Source organism: Flavobacterium faecale (assembly GCF_003076455.1).
Lineage (GTDB): Bacteria > Bacteroidota > Bacteroidia > Flavobacteriales > Flavobacteriaceae > Flavobacterium > Flavobacterium faecale.
This window is the reverse complement of record NZ_CP020918.1, coordinates 4,367,102-4,392,540: the sequence shown is the minus strand read 5'-3', so window position 1 is coordinate 4,392,540 and position 25,439 is coordinate 4,367,102. Positions and strand designations below refer to the sequence as shown.

Here is a 25,439-nt window from a genome sequence, read left to right as displayed (position 1 = left end):
GTCCTAAATGTGATTAGTCCAAATGTACATATTTTTTTAGTTGCAAATTATCACGAAATTCTAACATTATGCATAAAATAACAATTAAGTACTCCAGTCCTACCAACCATAAATTTTCTTTGAAGGCGACATCTTGGTACGCACTGTAACTCAAAATGGCAGTCAAACTCCAAATAATAGGATAATAAAAGCGGGTAAAAATACCAATCAATACCAAATTTATAACGTACCATGGATGAACGGTGGTAGCCGTCATAAAGTAAACGGTTAGGACCAATAAAAAACTATTGAACAACTGACTTGTACTTTTGTTTTTCCCCATCAAAGCCTGGTAGGTAATAAATAAAAAGATCAAAACAGGAATGATTTTTCCGGTGGTCTGAATAATGTTGTATCCTTTTACCCAAAAACCAATGGCACGTATTAGGTAGTATATGCTAGCGTTAAATTCGAAATTTGTGAACCATAAACCAATAGTATTCGTATAGTTTTCGATCAAAGTTGACGATAAAAACGGAAGAAAGAAAATAACATTTAGTCCAATAACGATACAATAAAACGGAATAATTTTTTTCCAACCTATCTTTTGCAAGTAGAGTGGCAGTAGTAGTAGTGGCAGTAATTTGGTCGAAATAGACAAGGCGAGCACAATGGCTGCTGTTTTCCAATGTGCTTTCGATAATAAATACATACTCCAAACAAAAAAGAATAACATGACGCCTTCAAAATGAAGATTAGCTGTTAATTCAATAACCACCAATGGATTCAAGAGATACCAAAAAATACGATGCCGATGTAGCCCCAAATGGTTTAATAATTTCGAACCAAAATATAAGGTTCCCAAATCGGCCAGAATGATAAGGAAGCGCATGCCTACCACCGCTCCAAAGATGGTATTGTTGCTAAAAAAGGCTCCAATAGCAAACAAAACTTGGTTGACAGGAGGATAATTAGAATAGTGACCAGCGCTCAATGCACCCATACCATCAAACAAGGACTGAGCATTGGCCATAAAAAAGCCTTGTTGCTTAATCAGGTTATCCGGTAAATACAAATACGGATTAATGCCTTGAAGCAAGAGTCTACCATCCCAAATGAAGCGGAAATAATCTTGAGACAAATTTGGAATGACACTCCACAGCACAACTCGAACTGCTATCGCCACCCCAATCAAAAACTTTAAATTGTGCTTTTGTAAATAGATGATTCGGTAACTGCAAAAAAATAGCATTATAAAAGCAACCACCATCGGAACAAATTCTTGACGCTCCAGCTCGTAACCCAAATACAAATAGCAAAACATACTTATCAAGAGATAAATACCAGTTTCAATGTTCTTGGATTCCGTTATTCTCATTTGGATTCAGCTATTGATTGCGAAAATATGTATACAAAACCAAGGCAAAGCATCACATGCAAAAACAAAATACTATAATCACCAAGGTAGAAAGCACTCCCGATCCCAAAGGCAAAATAAGCCATAAGAACAGCTTCAAAAATTACGTTTTTTGATATTTTTTTATTCAAATAACTGTTGGTTTTCCATTGGTCTTTCAGTCCTTCAATGTTTAATTTTGGCGTACGCACAAATTCACTTTTCTTACCCCACAATCCTTCAAGTACTGCAATAGTGTTATGAAATGAGAATCCCATGGCAATGGTGTAAAAAGTGAAAAACAAAAGCACATATTCGATAAAGTTTTTAAATCCGCCGCCGTGCATCTTTTTGTAAGTAACCCAGTAGCTAATAAAAAATAACACAGAAGTCAGGATAAAAAACATCAAAATATTAAACAATTGATGTATTTCGGGCATGGCTTGCTTAATGTACAAAACAGGAATACTCAAAACCGACATTAAAAATATAGCCAAAAACATAGAGCTATTCAAAAGGTGCAATATACCGTGGGCTTTGGTCTTGAAACCAATATTATAAGATTGCATAACGCGTTTGGCATTTTTACTAAAGTTCTCGGCACCACCTTTGTTCCAACGAAATTGTTGTGAACGGGCTGCACTAATTATGGCAGGTAATTCTGCAGGAGTTTCAACATCTTCAAGGTATTTGAATTTCCAGTTTTTTAATTGCGCACGGTAACTCAAGTCCAAATCTTCAGTTAGGGTATCACTTTCCCAGTTTCCAGCATCGATAATGCAGGTTTTGCGCCATACACCGGCAGTTCCATTAAAATTGATAAAGTGTGATTGCGAGTTACGACCTACTTGCTCCAAGGTAAAATGTGCATCCAAAGCAAAGGCTTGAATTTTGGTCAAAGTAGAATAATTGCGGTTCAAATGTCCCCATCTTGTTTGTACAACACCAATTTTTGGATCTTTAAAATACGGAATCGTCTCCAATAACCAGTTTTTCTGCGGTACAAAATCGGCATCAAAAATCACGATAAAGTTCCCTTTTGCAACTGCCAAACCTTCTTTCAAGGCACCAGCTTTGTAGCCTTCACGATTTGATCGGCATACGTGTTTAATGTCTAGACCTGATTGTGCCAATTTTTCTATCATTTGAGCAGTCAGGACCACGCTATCATCTGTGCTATCATCCAGCACCTGTATTTCGAGTAAATCCTTTGGGTATTCCAACGCGGCAATGGTGGTCAATAAGCGCTCAACCACATATTTTTCATTAAACAAGGGCAATTGTATCGTCACATACGGGTACGCATCACCATTGGCAAAGTCATATTTGGGACTGTTGTCTTTTTGTTTTTTGCTTTTTACATAGTTCAACATCAAATTAAATTGTGATAAACCATAGAAAAAAATCAAAATGATGGCCAAACAGTAAAGGAATAATATAATATAAGAAAGTGAAATCATCGTGTTATTTGAAGGTATATTTAAAAATCCAACCTATTATTTTGACGCCTGCCATTACGGTTCCTTTTACGGTTCCAGACACTTTTGAGACTCCAATTCGGTTTTTGTAACGCACCGGAATTTCGATATAGGTCATTTTTTGTTTCAAGACTTTTAACTGCATTTCTACCGTCCAGCCATAGGTTTTGTCCTCCATGTTCAAAGCTAATAATTTTTTGTACTTAATAGCTCGAAACGGACCCAAATCAGAGAATTTTGCATTAAAAAAAAGCCCCATTAAAAAGGTTGCTAACCAGTTTCCAAACACCTGTTGCGGCGTCATGGAGTTCTTTTCGCGCAATGCAGCTACGCGTGCACCAATCACAAAGTCAATATCATCGGCTATAATTGGAGCGATCAATTTGGTTAATTCAGCAGGATAATCAGAGTAATCTCCGTCCAAAAACACAACAATATCAGGCTTTTGCTCTTTGTTTGCGAAGTAATCCAAACCTTTTAGACAGGCATTACCATAACCTTTTTTATTTTCAGACAAAACAGTTGCCCCAGCATTTTGAGCCACCGCAATAGTATTATCAGTAGAGTTGTTGCTCACAACAATAATTTCACTTACTGTATCTGGAATCTCGTTGATAACATGCGCAATAGCTTTTTCTTCATTATAAGCGGGTATAATTACAACAATAGTTTTCATTTATTTTGATCGTTTCGGTAAGCCGACAGGCTCGTCCATTCATTTGTTTTTGTACCCATTTTATATTTTTCGGCCTTGACAACATCACCGTCTTTGTACACGATAGACAAGCCATTTACCTTATCATTTAGGTATTCAGTTTTTCGAATAATAACTCCTTCAGACGTATAAAAAATCCACCATTTGCACTTTTTATTCGCTACAAAATGGCCTTCTTCTTTTTTGGTACCATTGGAATAATAATAGTACCAATAATCTACTTTTTTGCCTTGTAAAACCCAACCTTCCGATTGCAGTGTCCCATTCGAATAATAATTTTTGGCATATTCTCTTGGTTCCGAATTGCCGAAAATAGTCATAAATACCAGAAAAAATAGTGCTTTTATCATTTTTAAATTACTATTAAAAAAGTTCTTAAATAAAATTGTTTTGTTCTAAAATTGAATTTGAGCGTGCCCTGCCAAAAAAAATGGCAGGTCGGGCTTTCCGCTGTATCTTTTTTGGGGCAAAAAAAGCCCCAAAAAAGGATGCCGCTTCAATCCCTCACGCAAAGCATAACCCAGAACATAAGTATATACGAGTAAATTGTAGAACTAGTTTTAAGAACTAGTAGTTAAAGCTATTTAAAGAAAAATGAAATTATCTAGTAGAAGCACAAAAATAGCGTTCTGCCTATAATAATTTCATTTTAATTTAGTCCAACTATTATTTTTGATTAATCAAATCCATCAAATCAACATCATTACCCAACAAGATTTCGTTAGCATTGATACGGCCTGCAGGAGTATCATTTTCTAGTTTCAATACACCACGAGGACAAACTGCAGAACATATTCCGCATCCTACACAAGAGGAACGTACAATGTTTTCGCCCTTTTGAGCATAACTGCGTACATCAATTCCCATTTCGCAATGAGTAGAGCAGTTTCCACAAGAGATACATTGTCCACCATTGGTTGTAATTCTAAATTTAGAGAACAAACGTTGTTGTAGTCCCAATATAGCTGCCATTGGACAACCAAAACGACACCAAACACGGTTTCCTAAAATAGGGTAGAAGCCCACTCCAATCACACCACTAAAAGCAGATCCAATTGCAAAACCATACCATTCTCTTAATTTGTAACTGTCCAAGAAAAATATATTTTGATTCCCAGAGAAGTAATTCATCAAGATAGCCAAAATCATAATAGCAACAAGTGATACCATCGTGTACACGGCGTCTTTGTCCATATCTTTTCTCTTAAAAGCATATAGCGCTCCGGTAAACACACCCAAGAAAATTACGATACCCCAAACAAATTGATCTTTGGTTATGAAACTCAGATCGGGATTGTTTGATAAAAAGGTAAAAATCACGGCGATGGTCATTACAAATGAAAAAACCAAAACAGAATGAATCATCCAACGTTCAATTCTCCATGCTTTTTCAGAGTTATCGCTTAGGTGTCTAAAAGAATCTCCAGCAGTTTCTGCCAATCCTCCGCAACCGCAAACCCATGAGCAGTACCAACGCTTTCCGTAGAAATACGTTAAAATTGGCGAAATAATAAAGATCATTGCAACTCCAAAAATCAACATAAACATTCCGAAGTTACCACCGGCCAACATTCCTTTTACATGCCATTCGTCAAAAAAGTAATAGTTAAGTGGCCACATGTTCTTGATATCCTTGGCAAAATAAGCTTGATCTGGATTTAATTTGGCCAAAATTTCTGGAATCAAAAATGCAAATCCCAATTGAAAAAACATTACAGATATAGTTCGTACCAATTGGTACTTGTTATGTCTGTATTTCAAAATAAATTTATACCCCAAACCAAGAATAGCGGTCGTGTACAAAGTCCCATACACAAACCATTGTGTTGCCGCTTTTCCGTTCAAAAAATAACTCAAAGGATCAAAGAAGCCTACGATTCCAGTGTTCTCACCACCAGTTTCGTTTAGACCCAAATATTTTGGAAACCAATACAAAGCCACATAAAAAGAGGTCAAAATAATACCGACCATCCAACCCAAAGTTCCTTTGTGCGTTAAGCTTGAAGTCCAAAGGTTGTTATTACTAATTCCTGCAGGTTTGTGCAGGTAAAAACTGTTTGCATAAAGTATAATTCCAGCAAATATGGATACGATAGCACCTGCAAGCCAGTATGTTTTATTTGGAAAATGAACATTGAACAAGGCTAGAGCCATGATAAATAACCCGATTAGTCCAATCGCCATTCCTATTTTTTGCATCGTTGCAAGAGTAGTGTGCTCGTGTGATGCTAGTGATATATTTTTTATTGCTTTACTCATATTGCTTATTTTTTAGGACCCACACATTGATTGGTGAACTCGTTTTGGATTTCTTTTTTATGTGAGTTAAAAAACTCAGGGTCAAAATTGGCTGCAGTAAGGTTTGCAATGACATAGTCCACCGATTCTTTTTTGGTAAGTACCGTGTCAAAAAACTCATGTCGCATCCTGATGCCAAAAGTATTGATCCCGATAAAGGTTCGTGTAACGCTATCAAATGCAATTCGGATTGCTTTTTTGCCACTTTTATGCTCCCAGTAAAAATGGGTTTCGTGATCCTTCGGCTTGGCCCAAACCCAACCGTAGGTTTGGTACTCAATGTCCAAAAATTTAGCCGAGTTAAACCAATGTCCAGGTTTGTATTCTGTTGGGTTGCCAGTCAAGGTTTGAGCTAATGCTTCGCCCATCATGCGACCTGTGTACCAGACCGCTTCAATAGGTCTACGTTCCCCAATGCCTTCATGTTGTTCGGCACAGTCACCAATGGCATAAATATGTTTGAAATTGGTTTCTAGAAAACGATTCACTTTGACACCGCGACCCAATTCAATCCCAGAATCTTTTAGGAAATCTATGTTAGGTGAAACTCCCGCAGTCAAACCAACGATCTGACATTCGATTAGTTCGTCTTTGTCTGTTATGATGGCTTTTGCTCGGCCATTTTCATCAGATATGATTTCTTTCATGCTGGTGCCCAACCTCAAATCAATATGGTGCTCCACAATATGACGATTGATCATTTGACTTTCGCCAGAAGGCAAAACGCCGTTCCAAAAACTATCTTCACGTACTAAAAACGTCACTTCAATGTTGCGCGCTCTAAGCATCTCTGCAAGCTCAATACCAATTAACCCGCCGCCAACTATGACAGCACGTTCTGTGGTTGGTGCCCATTTTTCTATATTTTCAAGATCTTGTTTGTGGTACAATCCCGTAACACCTTCTAAATCTTGACCAGGCCACCCAAATTTGTTTGGTTTTGAACCTGTAGCAATAACGAGTTTGTCAAATGTCATGGTTGTATTGCCATCGAGTACAATCGATTTTTCTTTTGCAAAAACTTGTGTTACTTTTCTATGGATAAGGTCGATGTTGTTCTTTTTCCAAAAATCATTTTCGTAAGGCTGTGTATGTTCAAATTTCATGTGACCCATGAATACGTACATTAATGCCGTTCTAGAAAAAAAGTAATCTGTCTCTGCAGAGATAATCGAGATTTTTGCTTGCGATTTTTTTCGAATGTGACGCGCTAGCGTAACGCCCGATATCCCATTTCCGATGATGACAATATGTTCCATATGTTTCGTTTTAGTAGCGTTAATAGTGTAGTTTTTTACTTTTGAAGGGGCTTTGCCGAAGGTTTAGATCGACTTAAAATCAGTACCAGGAGTAAAAGTACTCTCTGTAACGGTGATGAATTTTATATTTGATAGACTTGCTTTTCCAATAGTTTGTCCAAATTCGTCTTTCTCGTTCCAGCTACAAAACTCCCATTCTGTTGCAAAGGGTACACCATCTACAGGTACAAAATTCTTGTATTTGATGCCATGTGGTTCTTTTTCAGCATCTTCTTTTTTCGATTTCAATGTTACAATGTAGGCCAATTGTTCCACCAAATGCGTTTCTTTGTTCGTATACACTACATACCAATCATCTGGTGCATCACCTGTTCCCGATTCAAAGTTTAATTTTTGTGTTTCAAATTGTTCTTTATTTGTTGCTTTATTGTCATATGGTGACCATATCGTTCCACCATCACTCATTTTATAAGGAAACATAAAGAAATATGCCCAAGTGTACGCATCAAAACGAACAGATTTTTCTGAGGGTACATCGGGAGAATAAAAAACTTTGTCTTTATCATAAATAATTTTCGAACCATTTTTTAATTCGATCATTCCTTTGCTAGAATTGGTTAACAAGGTCATTGTTCCATTCATTCGTTCCGCTCCTCCAAATTCAAGCTTAATATCAAATTGTAATGCTTCTTGATTGTTAAACGCTTCTTTTTGGTGTGCTTTCTCTGCTTTTTGTACAAAAGTTTCTTCCTTCTCAGGAGATTTACATCCTAATACAGCAAATGATAAAGCGATTACAGACAGACTTGTTTTTTTTAATAAATTCATTTTGTGAGAGATTGTTAAATAATGTTTTTTCGATAATAATTTTGCAAATTCGAAACAGGATAGCCCATTCTTTTTTTGAGATGAATCATGCTGAAATGGAATTGCAAACGCCAGACGCCATTTATTTGATACTTTCTAGCTGAAGTAATAATATAATGAGGCAAGACGGTAAATTGCTTTTTGGCGTACAAACGTTCTATGATTTCGTTGTCTTCATAAATGGTGAAGTTTTCATTAAAGGCACCAATTTCGGTAAACAAGTCCTTGGTGATAAATAAGGACTGATCGCCACCGCGACAACTTATGTGGTTAAAACGTGTAAACCACTGCGATACTAATAATACAGGATGTCGTAAGTCGAATTTCATTCGAAAACAACCTGCTTTGTTATTCTTTTGTATTTGCTGGGTGATAGCCAAGTCAAAATCCTTTGGCGGAAGGCTGTCACAATGCAAAAAGTACAAAACGTTTCCGGTAGCAACTGCTGCACCAGCATTCAATTGTTTCGCTCTGCCTTTCGGCGAATGAAGCAGCTGAATGGTATTTGATGTGCGGACTTTGGACAACGATCTATCTGTGCTGCCTCCATCAACAACGATAATTTCGTACCCAATTGTTTTCGAAATTGCATTTTCAATTTCGATTAAAGCCGATGCAATTGTATTGACTTCGTTATATATGGGTATGATGATCGAGAGTTTATTCATTTAAAGTCCAATTGTAATCTTTGAAAGTAATTTTTGCGTTTGAGTTGATTTTTACAGTGCTGTATTGGTTTAAAAAATCAACAATAGATCCTTTAGTTTTGAAATCACCACCAAACCAATTAAAAATTTCAGAGATATTTACGCTTGAAGCTGTAATTGTATTTTTAGTTCTGTCGTTAATGAAATCTTTGGCAACGGCTGCAAGTTGTTTGCTTAGCTTTGCTTCAGTATAAGCTTCATTTAATAAATTTGGACAAGAATATGAGGCACAGTTAATAGCGAAATGTATTCTAGGTTCTCCCATTTTTCTAAGGATTTCGTGCTCTACTTGCTCCAAGCTATATGATTTTCCTCCAAGTTTAAAGAATTTTTTACCCCAAGGATTGCTAATTTCTTTAATACTCTTTACAGGATAATTGTCCACAATTAACTTTACAGTGTATGCATTGTACACATTAATCCAGTAAGACAAAGTTGCATTACGGCTCCAAGAAGAGTTTGGTGTGTTGGCTTCAAGTACATCTAGATAAGATTCTAATTCTTTTTTGTCTCTTAAAAATCCTTTATAATTTACTTTGCCTGTACTTGATACATTTTTCTTCAATAAAGTATTCCATTTCGAGTGGTCTACATTTCGAGCATCGTCGATAGATACTTCTTGATCTACAGTATTATTTTGAACAGTTGCAATTTCATTTGCAAAAAGGAAAGCAGGGCTAAAAAGCAGGGCTATAATTATTTTTTTCATGATTGTGTTTTTAAGTATGTACGTAAGAACCGTCGATGAAGTTTGGCTTTCCTGACAGAAAAAAAATATTATTTTTTAAGAGGGTAGAATTCTTGCTCCAAAAAGTCGTCTGGAAAATGGTTGTCATTAGCAAAACCAAGCTCAATATCTTTTCCGTCACTTGGGATGTAATGGGTGCCAAAAAGGTAATCCCAAAGACTTAATGATATTCCGAAATTCACACCATATTTAGTTGGCATTTTTTTGCTGTGGTGCCAAATGTGCATTTTCGGGTTATTCAGAATGTATTTTAAATAGCCATAGTCCCAACCAATATTAGCGTGGTTAAGGTGGCCAATTGCGATGGTAATAAAGTGCACAATAAAAACATCCTGAATGGCTACACCACCAATAATGATAATCGGAATATATAGAATGGACTTGTACACAATAGGTTCCATCCAATTGTATCTAAAGTGCGCTGCAAAACCCATTTCTTTGATACTGTGATGCGTTTGATGAATTTTCCATAAAAAAGGGACCGCGTGTAATAGGCGGTGCACGTTCCACTGAATAAAATCACTGATGATAAAAAATATAAAAAGTGACCATGGAGCAGGAAGATCTGAAATTGAAAATAACTGAATGGAGGTCAATTGTAGGCCTACGAGTCCCAAGAAATCATTGAGCACTTGAGCAGTTACATTGGATAAAGCTATGAGTAAAATAAGGTTGAGCAAGAAGAAATTGAAGAACAAGTAAAACAAGTCCAACCAAAAATCTTTACGCAGTATTTTTTGGTCTTTTCTCCATGGAAAAAGCAATTCCAATGCCCAAACGGTTAATGAAATGACAATTAATCCATAGAAGTAGTTGTCCCAATTCGGGAAAAGTATTTCGTTTTTCAAATAATTGAAATATCCTTGGTAGGATTCTAAAAGTATGTGGCCGTAATTTTCCATTTATTTTAACTGATAATTGCTTTGTTCTAAATCCTCAATCGTATCGATATCATTTAGGGTCTTGAGTAAGTATACGTGATGCAAGGGCAGGTCATTCAAGGTGTCTGCAAGTACAGAGGAAGTTCCCCATTTTTTATTTTTAAAAATCGAAGGAAACATTTTCTGCAATCCTAGGAGGTAATAACCACCATCTTGTGCGGGTCCAATGGCAATTTCGTTATAGTCCATCGCATGAAAGGCATGTTTAATATCAATAGTTTGTAGGTCGAATAAATCACTCCCCACAATAATACATTTTTCGTGACCTAGTGCAAATAGTGTCTCAAAAGCAGCTTGCATCCTTTGACCTAAATCGCCATCAGCTTGCAGCTTTTTGTTATAAATTTTATTGTCCCAAATATCATTTTCGATAATTTGACTATCATAAAAAACATATTTGTCACAGTCCAAATACTGCGTTTGTAGCATAGTGTGTTGCAACAAGTCTTTGTAGACTTCCAACGCTTTCTCGTCCCCGATAGATTTTGCTAATCTGGTTTTTACTTTTCCTAGGGTCGGATTTCGGGTAAATATTAGTAAGGCATTAGTTTTCATAGATTTTAATTCCTTTTTTTAGATAAACACTCCATTGCTTGTTATAGGTATGTATGCTGTCTGTTTTTTTGTTGGCTTGGTTGAGAACAGTTCCGCCATTATTTTTATATTCGAAAATGCCTCCGTAGAGATTATGAACATTGGTGTACCCTAATTTTTGTAGTTTCTCACCAATTTGCTCTGACCGAACACCTATAGAACAGTATACGACAATTGGAGTCGAACGGTTTTTAACAGCGCTAGTTACTGTTTCAGGTTTAAAATGATTAAAACCTACAAATATAGCGTTAGGAATATGGCTTACTTTATATTCTGAAAATTCGCGGCTATCAAAAAGAATGTAATTGTTATTCTTCAATTGTGTGCTCGTAATATAAGGTACCGATTGTGTATTGTATTTCTTCAATACGGTAGCAACAGTACTCTGGGCATTACACATTAGATTAAATGCAAAAAGAAAGGTAATAAGGAGCAAACGCATCGTTGTTGATTTTAAGTTTATAAATGAGACGTACAAAACGGTAAACCTGACGGATTGACTGAAATTAGGTATAAAAATACGCAATTTTTACCAAGAGATACAAACAATTAATTAGTAAGAACAACAATTACGCCATCAATGGTTTACTTTGGTTCTAGATTGAATAACTAAATTAAAATACGGTGATATGAATAAAATAATATGTTTAATTGGTCTTTTTGCGAATTTTACAATTGTGCAATCCCAAGTAAAAAAGCCAAATATAGTCTTTATTGTGGTGGATGATTTAGGATATGGTGATGTGGGGTTTAATGGATCAAAGTTTTACGAAACACCCAATTTAGACGCTTTGGCCAAGGAGAGTTTGGTTTTTGATAATTCGTATACTTATCCTACTTGCTCTCCCTCAAGAACAGCTATTTTAACGGGTAAGCAATCTTTTAGAACTGGTGTTTATACCGTTCCAGTACTTGAAAAAGGTACAGATCAAGAAAATATATTTTCACGTTGGACGGTAGGAAGAGAGCATCCTATTTATGCTGAGCCGTTGGCGGAGGCAGGTTACAAATCTATTCATTTAGGGAAATGGCATATCGTAGGACCTGATCCTTTAAACGAATTAAAAATGTCTTATCCCTTGAAAGAGCGATTGGGGCAACCTGATGCAGGTAATTATGATTGGGTAGCTTTGCACAAATCAAAAGAAGTGCAACAGTATTACCCAGAGGGTAGAGGTTTTTTGAAAAATGTTGGAGGAACGTTTAGAGGTGATCCAGCATTTGAGTTAGGAGGATACAAAAGTGAAACAAAGGGGTATAAAGCACCCTTTAGCAATCCTTTTATAGCACCTAAAAAAGGTGATGAATGGTTAACCGATCGATTAACGGATGAAGCGTTGGCATTTATGGATGAGCATAAAGGGGAGCCGTTCTTAATAAATTTGGACTTTTATGCTGTACACAATCCAATTGTGGCACGAAATCAAGAGATGTTGGATAAATATTCAAAGAAAGAAGGGGATCCAATTATGGGGCAAGGTTTGGGTAAAAGACGTCAAACGATGGTTGAATATGCCACAATGGTAGAATCTGTTGATCAAAATATTCAGCGTGTGATTGATTATTTAGACAAAAATAATTTGCGTGAAAATACAATGATCATCGTGACCTCTGATAATGGTCAAAATGAAGGACCAAGTACAAATAACTTACTGCGTGACTCAAAAGGTTATATTTATGAAGGTGGAATTAAAGTACCTACCTTAGTTAATTGGATAGGAAAAGTAAATCCAAGGAGGACAGATGTTGTGATCTCGGTTATGGATTTCTTCCCTACATTTTTGGATGTGGCTGGAATTGAGAATTATAAAGGTATTTTGGACGGAAACTCAATCACGCCAGAATTTAAAAAAGACACTAAGTTTTTTGAGAAACGTCCATTATTTTTGCAGGTTTCGAGTCAGTATAAACATGGAACCTGTTCAGTCATTCGAAAGGGAGAATACAAATTAATACAGTTTTTAGCCGATGGAAAACTAGAGTTGTATGACTTGTCTAAAGATCCATTGGAAGCTACTAATATTGTGAAAAGTAATACTAAGGTTGCCAAAAAGCTGTTGGCTGAATTGGTTCAATGGCGTCATTCGAACCAAGTGCCTTTGCCTCCTAATGCTATTGTGAAGTAATAATAAAACAATTTATATGTTTTATGTTTCATTGGAATTATACAATCCGAAAAATAATTAGATAGTACATATTAGTTATAATTAAAATAAAAAATAGAGGATGTTTTACGGTAAGTAAGACATTCTCTATTTTTTTTATGCATTCCTTTTATAAGGTGTAGAAGATTATTTGCTATTTTTTTTAACATAAATTAGTAAAAGCTTCATTCAAGGATTATAGTTCCTTATCTTTGTTGAGTACTCATTTACAGCACCTTAAGTGTTTTTGCTTATTTGTATTCAGTCGCTTGTACGCATGAAGACATTTTTTTTACGCATGGAGACAAGTTGTTTTAAGTTTTTTTTAACCTTTATCCTATCGTAACAAGTATAAGCATTCTACTAAGCAATCATGATTTTTAGTAATTGTTAAAGTACTAACTTCGTTAATTTTTTTCACGCTACCAGTGCCATGCAATATGGCTAATGATAAATAGGAATTGAAAACGATGAACTAAGAATAAATATAAACTAAACCAAAACTAACCAATGAAGTTGAAGCAATCAATGAAGGAGTTCTTGAACTCGACCTAACGTAAATATATTAAACGTTATTTTATGTAAAGTAAAAAGGAATTTATTCTCAATTACTTTAACTAATTTTTAAAATTTAAGATGGCTATTTTGTTCATTGTATAAAGAAAAAAATACGACTCGATTTTTACGATAATAAATATCAAGCCATTAATAAAAAACTAACCAAATGAGAATAAAAGAAAAAAGTAAGTCAAACGGAAAAACATTCAGTTTTCTAATGATTGTCATGCTTGTGTTTTGCTGTTTTAATACCGTACAAGCACAAGAAATTACTGTACAAGGTACTATCAAAAGTACCGATGACGGAATGCCAATTCCAGGAGCGACTGTTATAGTAAAAGGATCTACAAAAGGTACAGTTACCAATTTTGACGGAGAATATGCAATTAAAGCAAAAATGGGTGATTTAATTTCGGTAAGTTATATCGGAATGTTGACCAAAAATGTTCCTGTGACAAGCAAATTTATGAATATCTCTTTGAAATCAAAAAGTCAAGATTTAGATGAGGTAGTAGTAATTGGATATGGAACCGTTAAGAAAAAAGAATTAACAGGTGCGGTATCACAATTGAAAGCAGATGATATTGAGCGTTTTATTACTCCCGATTTAGGTTCGGCAATGCAAGGACAAATAGCAGGGGTTAACATCGCTGCAAGTTCGGGTGAGCCAGGAGCGCAATCAAACATTCAAATTAGAGGAATCACGTCATTATCGGGTTCAAATACACCATTATTTGTTGTCGATGGGATCCCGCAAGAGGGAGATCCTCGTTTGAGTACCAATGAAATTGAAACGATTGATGTTTTGAAAGATGCCGCTTCTGCAGCTGTTTATGGGACACGTGGTGCGAGTGGTGTTATCTTGATTACTACCAAAAAAGGAAAAGAAGGATCAATGAAAGTTGATTTTGGTACCACTTACGGTGTACAACGTCTTGGACAAGGAATTGCATTGATGGACGCTTCACAACAATTGTATTTTGAAGTACAACAAAAAAAGAATTACAGTGCGGCCTTTGATCCGGGACCAACTAGACCAGAATGGTTGACTAATAATAATGATCTTAGAGATGTAATCTTAGTAAATGATGCAGAGAGTAAAACATATAACTTAAACGTATCTGGTGGTACAAAAAATTTCACTTACAATGTTGCGGGTGGTTTATTTAGTGCCGATGGAGTTTTGGTAGGTTCTTCTTTTAAACGATATAACGGTAGAGCAAGTACATCATATAATACCGATCATTGGAAAATTAATACAAGTATTGGTTTCATAATGGAAGATAGAGATAGAGCTACCAATAATTTAATTACAGATGCTATTCGCTACAAACCTTATTTTCCTATTATAGATGGAAGCTCGGATGTTTTTTATACTGAAGAAGGAGCAGGTGGAGTTGAAACACCTTTGAATACGTTGGCACAAGATCTTAAACGTAAAGACAATGAAAGAACAGACAAAATAAATGCTAGTTTAAGTGTTACTAGAGACCTTACCAAAGAATTAAGTTTTACTACAAGGGTAGGTGCGAATACTTCTAGTCAAATAAGAAATATATTTAGACCAAAATACACCTTAGTTGATTTAACTACAGGTTCTTCATCAGTTGATCCTTTGAAAAGTGGGGTTGAAGCACAATCATCTAGATTAAGTGTTTTTAGTTGGGATGGTACTTTGAGTTATAAGAAGAAAATAGGAAAACATGGTTTTGATGCCATTGTGACATCTGCTTTTGAGGAGCGTTCTTATCAAGAATTTTACGCGACAAGAAACGGGGTTATCTCCAATGAAATTGAGGTTCTTAATAATGCAGGACAAGATCCAGGAGCTTATTCTGGAGTTAATTATGTGAATAAAACGGCTGGTTTCATCGGTAGGATCCAATACAATTATGATGGTAAATACTTATTTTCAGTACTTGGTCGTAGAGATGGTTCTAGTAAATTTGGTAAAGACTATCGTTGGGGTTCATTCCCATCCTTATCTGCAGCTTGGAACGTTTCTGATGAGAAATTTTGGCAACCTTTAATTGGGACAGTTAATAATTTCAAGATTAGGTTGAGTCGTGGTACAGTAGGTAATGATAGTTTTGATCCTTATCAATATTCATCTGTTATTACAGGTAGAAGAAACTATGTTTTTGATACAAATGATACTGCACTTACGCTTGGATCTGCTGTAGTATCTTATGCGAATCCCGAAGTGAAATGGGAGACTTCTATTTCTAACAATATAGGTGTTGATCTTGCTTTTTTTAAAAATAAATTTACGCTTACCGCAGATTATTACGTGACAAAAAAACAAGATATGTTGTTTCCTGTGCGTCTACCAGGGTCGACGGGTGTAGTAAATGGAGAGCCTCAAAATGTAATTTTGAATATTGGTAATATGACCAATAAAGGTTTGGAGATTGGTGCAAACTATCAGCAGAAAATAGGGAAAAGCAAATTTAATTTAGGCTTAACTTTTACCAAAAACACCAACGTAATTACAAAAATTGTTGACGGAGTAGACATTATCTACAATCCGAATTCACAAGTTTTAGGTGATCCTGCTACTGTTTTTAAAGTAGGCCGTGAAGCAGCATCTTTTTGGCTGTATCAAACAGATGGTGTTTTAAAAAATGATGCAGAAGTAACTGCTTATAATAATTTGACTGGAGGAACACCTTCTCAAAAAGGAGATTTGCGCTTTGTAGACCAATTAACTGTTGACAGCGATGGCGACGGAATTGCAGATAAGGGTGATGGTGTTTTGAACGATCAAGATAGAGTGTATTCTGGTAGTGGATTGCCTGATTTTGAGATGGGATTCAATATGAGTTGGAATTACAAAAACTTTGATATGTCAATGAACTGGTACGCGTCAGTAGGTGCTGAGGTAATCAATGGTACCAAAGCAGATGCTTATGCAAGATTTCGTCACGCTGATTTAGTAAATATGTGGACTGCGGATAATCCGACTTCTAATATTCCATTGGCTAAAGTAAGAACGCACAGAGATTCTAGTGGAATCTCAGATTTATTTTTAGAAGATGGATCTTACTTAAGATTAAAATTGATAACATTAGGATATTCGTTGCCAAAAAGTGTTTCTACAGCAATGGGTATTTCAAAGTTAAGATTTTATGTGTCAGGACAAAACCCAATCACTTTTACAAAATATAGTGGCTTTGATCCAGAAATTGGTGGTAATAATGTAGCCCAAAGAGGTCTAGATTTATCAAGATTCCCTTTGACATCATTGTATTCATTAGGTGTAAATGTTACGTTTTAACTGAGAAAAAGTTTTTTGAAAAGTGTATAGCTACGAGCTGCTAGTCAGGAAAACTGAAGCTAAGTAAATTTCGACTAGCCAATAAAAAAAATAAAAAGAAAATTATGAAAAAGATAGTTTTAATACTAATAGTTGTGTTGATTGGATCAATGCAATCGTGTACCGAGTATTTGGAAGAATCCAATCCAAATAATTTATCAACAGATACTTACTGGACCACTTTGGATGAATCAGAGTCAAATTTGACATCGGTTTATGGAGGAATGTTGGACAGCTATATATTAGATTTGGAGCGTGAGCCCTATCGTTGTGATATATCGCATCCACAAACGAGAGGTAGTGGGAATATAAATTTATCATGGGTACCGTGGTACCAACAGACGGTACAGTTTGACGATTCTGATTTACAAAGACGTTGGGAATCAAAGTATCGTGTGATATGGAGAGCCAATCAAGTAATTGAAGGATTAAACAGTATGACTGATGTTTTGAAAGCAAACCCTAGATGGAAACAACAAATGGGACAAGCTAGATTTTTTAGAGGATTAATGCACTTTTACTTGCATTCAGAATTTAATCAAGGAAAAATAATCATTCGTGATAAAGTGCCTACTACAGTTGCTGAATATGCTAAGGCACTGTCAACATCACAGGAAGTAATGGATTTCTTTAGAGCTGATTTAGAATATGCTTATGCCAATTTGCCAGCACAAATGCTACCTAAAACAAGAGCTGATGCAGGAGCAGCAGCTACCATATTGGGAACGAGTTACCTTTATGAAGGAAAACCTTTGCTTGCGAAAGTATATTTTAATGATATCATCAACAATGTGAAAGGTGATTACGGATACGCATTGCAACAGGATGTTTCTAAAATGTTCAATGGATTAGCTGATTTTAATTCGGAATCAATCTTAGAAATTAATTATGCAGATAATATTCAAACAGAAGATAATGTCTTTAATGAGGAAGGATTTACAAATAGAATGGCTAGATGGACTGCTCCGCAAGGAAAAAATTTAGAAAATGGTGAGACTCTTGGAGGTCAAAACACGATGTTGCCAGCGGCATGGTTAACCTATGAATACGTAAAAGAGCCTATGGATACCAAAGATGTTCGTAATCATACAAATGGTCTTTTAACTGGTCCAATGAGAACCATTCCGTTAAGAGCTTCTCAAAGTATTGCAGTTGTAAATGATGAAATATCTCCTTACTACGGATTCAAAGGACCTCAAGTAACTAATTTTGGAGGAACCTTCTTTTCTTATTTGAAAAAATATACTAGTCATGCTATACCAGGTATTACCAATGAATTTCAAACAGGAACTTCTCCGCAAAAATCGCCTAGAAACTTTGTTGTTAATCGTTTGGCAGGTGTTTATTTGATGCAAGCCGAGTGTTTGGCAAAAACAGGAGATTATGCTGGTGCAGTAACTTTAATAAACAAAATTAGAGCTCGTTGGGGATTGAAATTATTAGGTCCTACAAGTACTGCCGCTAATGATTATGATGGTAAGACTTATAATGATGAGACTTCGATCATGAATCAGTTGATGTATAAAGAATATCCATTAGAGTTATCATTTGAAGGTTTTAATACCCGTTTTAATGATTTACGTCGTTGGGGAGTTACAGCTCAAAGGCTACTTTTGCTAAGTACAGAAGTATATAGCGTGACTGATTATACTTATAAAACCACAGCTACACCTGCTAAAACAGCAGTAAGAAAGAATAGTTTGCTAGTCAAAGGTGCTGGTAATTTACAGTTTACAGAGTTTGTTGAATCGTCAGCGGCTTGGTCAGCAAAAGATTTAGGCTACTTCCCGATACCACAAAACGAAACGCTTAATAATTCAAGCATTAAATAATTTAATACTATACTTTCAAACAGGTGCAAGTTATCCTGTTTGGAATTATAATTCTATTAAAAATAAAAGTAAAAAGATGAAAAAATATTTTATTATATCCACGATGTTAGTGTTGGCTCTGTTCGCAGGAAGCTGTACTAATGACTATGAATTACCGTATAATGATTATGATAGCTTTACTTGGTGGTCTTCGCCAAAATTAGTTTATAATGCTTTAGTCAGACCTGATGCAAGTAATAATGGAGCTGTTGCTGTGGGAACTTATGTCGCTTTTCAGGATCTTTCAAAAGGGGATCTTTCTCATGAATGGAGTATTACTAGCGGTAACAGCTTTTTAACTACTACATTATCAGAATTAGAAACTGCTAATTATGAGCGTTTTATAAATCCTAAATTAGGCTTAGTAACTACGGATAAACTGGTTTATGTCTTGTTTCAAACAGCAGGAGTTCAACAAGTCAAGATAAAAAACACCTATAGTCGCAAGGTGATTGGGGCTGTAGAAATTAATGGAGTTTGGACAGCAGAAGCGATAGTAACCATTACGGTTACACCATAAAGTATTCAATTGGTGGTTATACTTTAAAATTTTTTAAAGTAAACTTTAAAAATAGCTTTAGATAAAAAGAGCCTATAGAATACTATTGTGATCAATATATTTTATAGGCTTTTTTACTTCCTTTGATGTTTATGTTTGGGAAATAGTATGAATTATGTGCTTGTATAAGTTTCGCTTTTACGCTTATTTTAGAATTTATAGTAGAAGATAGATGTAGTTGGCTTTGTGATTATTATTTCACTGTAGGTTGATTTGTTATCATAATTCATTTAAATAGTGCTCTTTAGGTACTTTATGGCCAATATTTACCGAGGGATACAAAATATTTACTACTGGAAACAGCCGTTAGTACCATTTTCGGCTACTTTGTATTAACGATATAAGTTAGTAGTAAGAGAACTTTGTTTGTAGTCTTATTGATTTAGAAATAAAATTTTCTATTATCGAATACTTTAAAATTAAGTATACCTTCTATTCTTGTATTCATTTACTAAACCTTAATTATTAACAAAAAATTTAAAATTATGAAAACACAATTACTTAAAAAATTATTGATGTTGGTTGCATTATTTGCTGCCACAAGTATGTCGGCACAGGTTTTTACATTTAACTCAGGCCTTGAAGGATGGGCAGATGGATTTTCGGGTGCATCAAATGGTATGCCTGTACATGCTCCAACAGGTGGCGAAGCAGGTACTGGTGCATTAAAACTTACAAGGTTAAGCAATAATGCAAACTTTGGATATAATACAGGACTAAATCCTGGTATTGACGGAATTACAAAGAAATTTATTAAAATAAGATACAGAAACGAAACATTAGGAACACAGTTTAGAGTACAAGGCTCTAGTACTGCAGGGACTATAGCAAATACAGTATTTCCAATTGCCGCAGGTACTGGCTCAGTAGGCTCAGGAGTTTGGACAACTTCTTATTTAGATATGACAGGTGTCGCAAATTGGTCTGCTGATGTTAATAATCTAGATATTCTCGTAAGAGTTGGTTGGGTTTCTGGTGAAGCGGGATCAATATATGTCGATTCTATCGAGTTCTTAAACTCTATTCCTCCAGCTACTGTAACTGGAATACTTAAGAACCCAAGTTTTGAAGATTATGATGGTACTGTAAGTCCATGGAATCCAAGTAGTTCAACTTATGCAGCAACAGTTATTAGCTCTGATGATAGTCACGGTACAGGATCATATAGTTTAAAAAGTACTTATTCAGCACCAGACGCAGGCGTAACCAATTTTGTCTTTAATGATTATGTTCATAGTATTGGTTCCTCTACTACTGATGATGTAGTAGCTACTATGTGGGTAAAAGTAGTACGACCAGGAACTCCGGGAACTTCTCCATTGATTACAGTTCAAGGTCAAGCAAGAACTGGGACAACAGATGTAGGAACTTCATTAGTTACATTAGGTCAAAATAAAACAACTACAAAGACTGATGGTTCATGGGAGCAAATTACATATGCTTTTACACCTGCTGCAGCCTACACTCATGCTCAGTTTAGATACGGAATTAGTGGTGCTGACTTAATGGCTGGTGATATTGTTTATGTTGATGATATAGCTGCAAATCATACTCCATCATTATCAGTAAAAGGTAATACATTAGAAGGGGTAGCTGTTTATCCTAATCCAGCTACTGGAGTTGTAAATGTAAACTCAGTAAATGGTGGTTTAATTTCAGTGTACAATACATTGGGTGCACAGGTATTAACTGAAAAAGCTACATCTGTAAGTCATCAATTAAATGTTTCAGGATTAAGCTCAGGAGTTTATCTTTTAGAATTCACTTCAGAAGGAAAATCAGCGATTTCTAAATTAGTTATTAAATAATTTAAAAGATACTATATTTCTGGTGATGAGTTAATAATCCTGACCGGTAGATTTATATTTCAATTAAGCACTTGCAATAATTTTTTGCAAGTGTTTTTTTTTGTTCAATTTTTTAATTAGGTTTTATGCAAAATGTATATACTTTAAATATCTAGCAGTTGTAATTATTATTAGAATGTAAGAGTTGATTTTATTCTGTAATCTTATTTAATCATGTTGCCTATTACGCTCTTTCAAATTTAAATGCCATTTATTAATGCAGTACATATTTCACCTCTTCCTTTCAATTATCATATCAAAATTTTAATGTAAGGTCTATCATTAATTTGCTAAGTAGATATAAAGATTTACTGCAATAGGGATAAAATGGAAACACCTAATTAAGCGGCATAAAAGTGGTGTTCAGATGTTTTTACTATTATAAAAGTTTTACAAGTGTGCCCCTCACCACTTGGTAGCATGATATGGCATACATTGTAATTGGTGCTTTCAAATAAAGAAATCACATCCTCTTTAGATAATGACTTAGCTTCCTTCCGTACCTAATATATTCAACTAGTTACGACTCCTGTAATACCGTAGCGTGTGCGTGTTGACAAATCAAAAAGGATAAGAAATTACAGAAGTTTGATTGTAAGCAGTTAACTATTTTTCGAAAAAAGATAATTCTTGGTTGACATCTCGTTACAAATCTTGTCTTTTATTTCGAAAAAGAACAAAATATTTCTCCTCAATAGGAGCACTATTAATTTTGCAAGGACTACTATATTACTTGTACAAGGTTTCTTATGTACATGTTGGTGCCCTACAGTGCTTGCGTCCTATTTTATGTGTGAGAAATTAACCTCAAGAGACAATAAAATAACCTACAAATACAAAAAAAGAATGGTGATGAAATAGATTTGTTTGCTGTTTTAAAGGGAATTAAGAAAACTATTTTCTGATTTTTTTTATTCAGTATAAAGACAATTACAAGAGGTATTTTAGTTGATAATACGCTGAATAATACTTGTTGTAATTGGATTTTTAAACCAACAAACAAACTAAATTATTATTTATGAAACAGAGTAAACATTTTAGAAGCGCTTCTGCTCTTTCTTCTAGATTGAAAATGACGTGTAAGCTAACGGCCCTATTTTGCATGGGTACTGTAGGGTCTCGAGCAGCTACAGATCATTTCGAAAAGGAATTTAACTTTATTCAAACCGAAGTTTCGAATCCTAGTCTAAAGCAAATTACTATAAAAGGTACAGTTAAAGATGAAGACGGAATGCCAATTCCGGGTGTGAATGTGAATGTAAAAGGAACTACTATTGGCACCACTACTGATATTGACGGAAATTATACGCTTGCTGCCCCTGATACGGCTAAGGTTTTAGTTTTCTCTTATTTGGGTTTAAAGACCACTGAAGTGGCAATTAACGGAAAAACAGTTTTGAATACTGTGATGAAGAACGATGCTGCAACATTGGAGGAAGTTGTTGTGGTAGGTTACGGAACGGTTAGAAAATCAGATGTTACAGGCTCTTTGTCTTCTGTGAGCACAGAGGAGATGAACAAAACGCAAAATACATCTATCGCTCAAGCGATTCAAGGTAGAGCAGCTGGGGTTACAGTCGCCAAAGGTTCTGGTGGTCCTGGTGCTACACCAACAGTGCGTATCAGGGGAGTGGGTACGGTGAATAATGCCGATCCATTGTATGTGGTTGATGGTGTACCTATAAGCGATATTTCAAGTGTAAATATGGCCGATGCAAAATCGGTTGAGGTTTTAAAGGATGCTTCTGCAACAGCGATTTATGGATCTAGAGGAGCCAATGGAGTTGTCTTAATAACGACCAATGGTGGTAAAAAAGGAAAAACAGTAGTTAGTTATAAAACGTATACTAGTTTTGACAAACGTATCGATAACCTGGATGTATTAAATTCTGAGCAATGGGCTACATTGTATAATGAAGCAAATGCAAACGATGGAAAAGCTGCTGATCCCAATTTGGCAAATCCTTCATCATTGCCAAATTACGACTGGAAAGATGCCGCTTATAGAGGTGGTAGTATTCAAAGCCATCAAGTATCAGCCTCAGGAGGTACCGAAAAATCTACGTTTTATGTTGGTTTTGGTTACATCAATCAAAAAGGTATTATTAACGAGTCGAGCTACAAGAGAACCAATTTTAGGGTGAACAATACCTATCAAATTTCTCCTAAGATTAAGTTAGGTAACAACATTCAATATGCTGTTTCAAATACACAATCGATTCCATCTTACGGGGGAAACTCAAATGCAAAGGCGGCCTTTAGTGGTTTTTTTATTGATCCCGTAACACCATTTTATAATGCAGACGGTAGTTACTCTCTTCCTAAATATGCGGCACAACCAATCAATCCTCTTGGATTAACCAAATTTGGGGTAACACCAGAGAAAAAAGAAAATTTCTTAGGAAGTGTTTTCGTAGAAGCAGATATTATAAAAGACCTTACTTTTAGATCTAATTTTGGTTTACAGATTAACAATACTTCGGTTGATAATTACAAACCGGCTTACTATGTTTCGCCACTTTTCAGTTCACCTGTGAGTACTTATGATTTGAGCCGTTCAGAAAATCGTTCTATTATATTATCGAATACTTTAAATTATAATAAAACAATTGCTAAAAAGCATTATATCACCGGATTATTGGGGCAAGAGATTCAAAATGCAAATACAAACAATGTAAATGCTAGCCGAAATTCAATTCCAACAAGTGTAGGTCAACCCACCATTAATGCAGGGGATGTTGCTTCTTCTACCAATGGAGGATCTATATCACAGTCGAAGTTATTATCTTTCTTCGGAAGATTTAATTACAATTTTGACGACAGATACTTGCTAACAGGTACCTATAGAATGGATGGCTCATCTCGTTTTGGTGCAAATAATAGATGGGCAAAGTTTCCTTCCTTGGCAGGTGCTTGGAATGTACACAAAGAAAACTTTTTTAAAGTAGACGCTATCAGTCAATTTAAAGTACGTGCAGGATGGGGAGAGACAGGGAATCAAAACATCCCTAATGCAGCAATTTATAACACATTAAATGTTGGGACAAATTCCATCGCTGGAAAAGATGAAACTACTGCTCTTGGAGTGGCGCCTTTAACACCAGGTAATGCAAACTTGAAATGGGAGACTACCATTACTACAAACGTTGGTGTTGATATGGGATTTTTGAACAATTCAATTACACTTACAGCCGATTATTTTATCAAGAATACTTCAGATATGTTGATGGCGACTCCAATTTTATATTCATCAGGATATGCTAATAGCCCGTATACAAATGCTGGTAATATCCAGAACAAAGGACTTGAGTTAACACTTAATTATAAAAAAACGATTAAAGATTTCTCCTTTAACGTAGGGGGGAACATCTCATTTATCCGTAATAAAGTAACTGCTTTAGCCTCTGAGGGAAGTATTATTCAAACTGGATTTGGAAATAATTTTTATAATATTTCAAGAACAGAAGTAGGACATCCATTGGCTTCTTTTTACGGATATCAAATGGTTGGTATTTTTCAAAACCAAAAAGATATTACCGATAACCCTTCCTTATTAAACACACAGCCTGGTGATGTGAAGTATAAAGATATCGATGGCGACGGACAAATAACTGATAACGATCGTACGTATATTGGATCTCCATTTCCAAAATTCACATATGGACTTAATTTAGATTTAGCCTACAAGCAATTTGATTTTACGGCTTTCTTTCAAGGTTCTCAAGGGAACAAAATATTTAATACTACAGATTATTGGTTAGAAGGGGATTATGCCTCCAATTCGAGTACATCAGTATTAGGTAGATGGACAGGTGAGGGAACATCAAACACAGTGCCTAGAGCTACTTTTACTAATGCAGGTAATAATAATTTACAATCTAGTCGTTTTGTCAAAGATGGATCTTATTTGAGATTGAAGAATGTACAACTAGGATACACTTTTACAAAAAGTGTTCTTAACGCAATTTCGTTACAAAACCTACGCATATATGTTGCTGCCCAAAACCTCTTGACCTTTACAAAGTATGATGGAGTTGACCCTGAGTTGGGAGTAGATAGTTCTCAAGATAGTCCTTTGGATATTGGAATAGACAGAGGAAGATACCCATCTGTGAGATCATTTTCTTTAGGTTTAGATATTAATTTTTAATAAGTAAAAGCG

At 35.4% G+C, this 25,439-nt stretch carries 18 protein-coding genes; 6 read left to right on the top strand and 12 right to left on the bottom strand.

All coding sequences use genetic code 11. The features are described from left to right. Positions 1-13: 13 nt before the first annotated feature. The 12 genes from FFWV33_RS18240 to FFWV33_RS18185 form a co-directional block, all read right to left on the bottom strand. Positions 14-1,357: an MptA/MptB family glycosyltransferase gene (locus FFWV33_RS18240; protein WP_108742223.1), complete on the bottom strand. Its 1,344-nt coding sequence runs from the start codon at positions 1,355-1,357 to the stop codon at positions 14-16. After that, the gene (locus FFWV33_RS18235) at positions 1,354-2,835 is read right to left on the bottom strand and encodes a cellulose synthase family protein (protein ID WP_108742222.1); all 1,482 of its coding nucleotides are present in this window, start codon (positions 2,833-2,835) and stop codon (positions 1,354-1,356) included. The genes FFWV33_RS18240 and FFWV33_RS18235 overlap by 4 nt, the downstream gene beginning before the upstream one ends. Positions 2,836-2,839: 4 nt before the next feature. Beyond that, positions 2,840-3,529 carry a glycosyltransferase family 2 protein gene (locus FFWV33_RS18230; protein ID WP_108742221.1) on the bottom strand — a complete coding sequence of 230 codons (690 nt, stop codon included), beginning with the start codon at positions 3,527-3,529 and terminating at the stop codon, positions 2,840-2,842. After that, complete coding sequence (locus FFWV33_RS18225) at positions 3,526-3,918, bottom strand: toxin-antitoxin system YwqK family antitoxin (protein ID WP_108742220.1); 393 nt, start codon at positions 3,916-3,918, stop codon at positions 3,526-3,528. The genes FFWV33_RS18230 and FFWV33_RS18225 overlap by 4 nt, the downstream gene beginning before the upstream one ends. A gap of 316 nt (positions 3,919-4,234) precedes the next feature. Further along, entirely contained in the window at positions 4,235-5,827 is a 1,593-nt protein-coding gene (locus FFWV33_RS18220; protein WP_108742219.1) for a 4Fe-4S binding protein, read from the bottom strand. Between the two features lie 5 nt (positions 5,828-5,832). Further along, complete coding sequence (locus FFWV33_RS18215) at positions 5,833-7,125, bottom strand: NAD(P)/FAD-dependent oxidoreductase (protein WP_108742218.1); 1,293 nt, start codon at positions 7,123-7,125, stop codon at positions 5,833-5,835. A gap of 63 nt (positions 7,126-7,188) precedes the next feature. Next, complete coding sequence (locus tag FFWV33_RS18210) at positions 7,189-7,953, bottom strand: hypothetical protein (protein ID WP_108742217.1); 765 nt, start codon at positions 7,951-7,953, stop codon at positions 7,189-7,191. 14 nt (positions 7,954-7,967) lie between these two features. Continuing rightward, complete coding sequence (locus FFWV33_RS18205; RefSeq protein WP_108742216.1) at positions 7,968-8,660, bottom strand: TIGR04283 family arsenosugar biosynthesis glycosyltransferase; 693 nt, start codon at positions 8,658-8,660, stop codon at positions 7,968-7,970. Beyond that, complete coding sequence (locus FFWV33_RS18200; RefSeq protein ID WP_108742215.1) at positions 8,653-9,408, bottom strand: DUF547 domain-containing protein; 756 nt, start codon at positions 9,406-9,408, stop codon at positions 8,653-8,655. The genes FFWV33_RS18205 and FFWV33_RS18200 overlap by 8 nt, the downstream gene beginning before the upstream one ends. A 68-nt stretch (positions 9,409-9,476) precedes the next feature. Next, positions 9,477-10,349, bottom strand: coding sequence for a sterol desaturase family protein (locus FFWV33_RS18195; RefSeq protein WP_108742214.1), 873 nt, complete (start codon positions 10,347-10,349; stop codon positions 9,477-9,479). Further along, a complete protein-coding gene (locus FFWV33_RS18190; RefSeq protein WP_108742213.1) occupies positions 10,350-10,943 on the bottom strand; it encodes a TIGR04282 family arsenosugar biosynthesis glycosyltransferase in 594 nt (197 codons plus the stop codon). After that, positions 10,933-11,424, bottom strand: coding sequence for a rhodanese-like domain-containing protein (locus FFWV33_RS18185; protein ID WP_108742212.1), 492 nt, complete (start codon positions 11,422-11,424; stop codon positions 10,933-10,935). The genes FFWV33_RS18190 and FFWV33_RS18185 overlap by 11 nt, the downstream gene beginning before the upstream one ends. A gap of 187 nt (positions 11,425-11,611) precedes the next feature. On the opposite strand from FFWV33_RS18185, the gene FFWV33_RS18180 reads away from it, so the two are divergent. The 6 genes from FFWV33_RS18180 to FFWV33_RS18155 all read left to right on the top strand — a co-directional run bounded on the left by FFWV33_RS18180 (position 11,612) and on the right by FFWV33_RS18155 (position 25,427). Next, positions 11,612-13,108 carry a sulfatase gene (locus tag FFWV33_RS18180; RefSeq protein WP_108742211.1) on the top strand — a complete coding sequence of 499 codons (1,497 nt, stop codon included), beginning with the start codon at positions 11,612-11,614 and terminating at the stop codon, positions 13,106-13,108. A gap of 742 nt (positions 13,109-13,850) precedes the next feature. Next, on the top strand, positions 13,851-16,961 hold the full coding sequence (locus FFWV33_RS18175; protein ID WP_245891590.1) for a SusC/RagA family TonB-linked outer membrane protein: 3,111 nt from the start codon (positions 13,851-13,853) through the stop codon (positions 16,959-16,961). 104 nt (positions 16,962-17,065) lie between these two features. Further along, positions 17,066-18,832, top strand: a complete 1,767-nt coding sequence (locus FFWV33_RS18170; RefSeq protein WP_108742209.1) for a RagB/SusD family nutrient uptake outer membrane protein — start codon at positions 17,066-17,068, stop codon at positions 18,830-18,832. Positions 18,833-18,935: 103 nt separating this feature from the next. Further along, a complete protein-coding gene (locus FFWV33_RS18165) occupies positions 18,936-19,391 on the top strand; it encodes a hypothetical protein (protein WP_159086078.1) in 456 nt (151 codons plus the stop codon). 524 nt (positions 19,392-19,915) lie between these two features. Next, positions 19,916-21,238, top strand: coding sequence for a T9SS type A sorting domain-containing protein (locus tag FFWV33_RS18160; RefSeq protein WP_108742207.1), 1,323 nt, complete (start codon positions 19,916-19,918; stop codon positions 21,236-21,238). A gap of 1,057 nt (positions 21,239-22,295) precedes the next feature. Next, the gene (locus FFWV33_RS18155) at positions 22,296-25,427 is read left to right on the top strand and encodes a SusC/RagA family TonB-linked outer membrane protein (RefSeq protein WP_108742206.1); all 3,132 of its coding nucleotides are present in this window, start codon (positions 22,296-22,298) and stop codon (positions 25,425-25,427) included. The last annotated feature ends 12 nt before the right edge of the window (positions 25,428-25,439 follow it).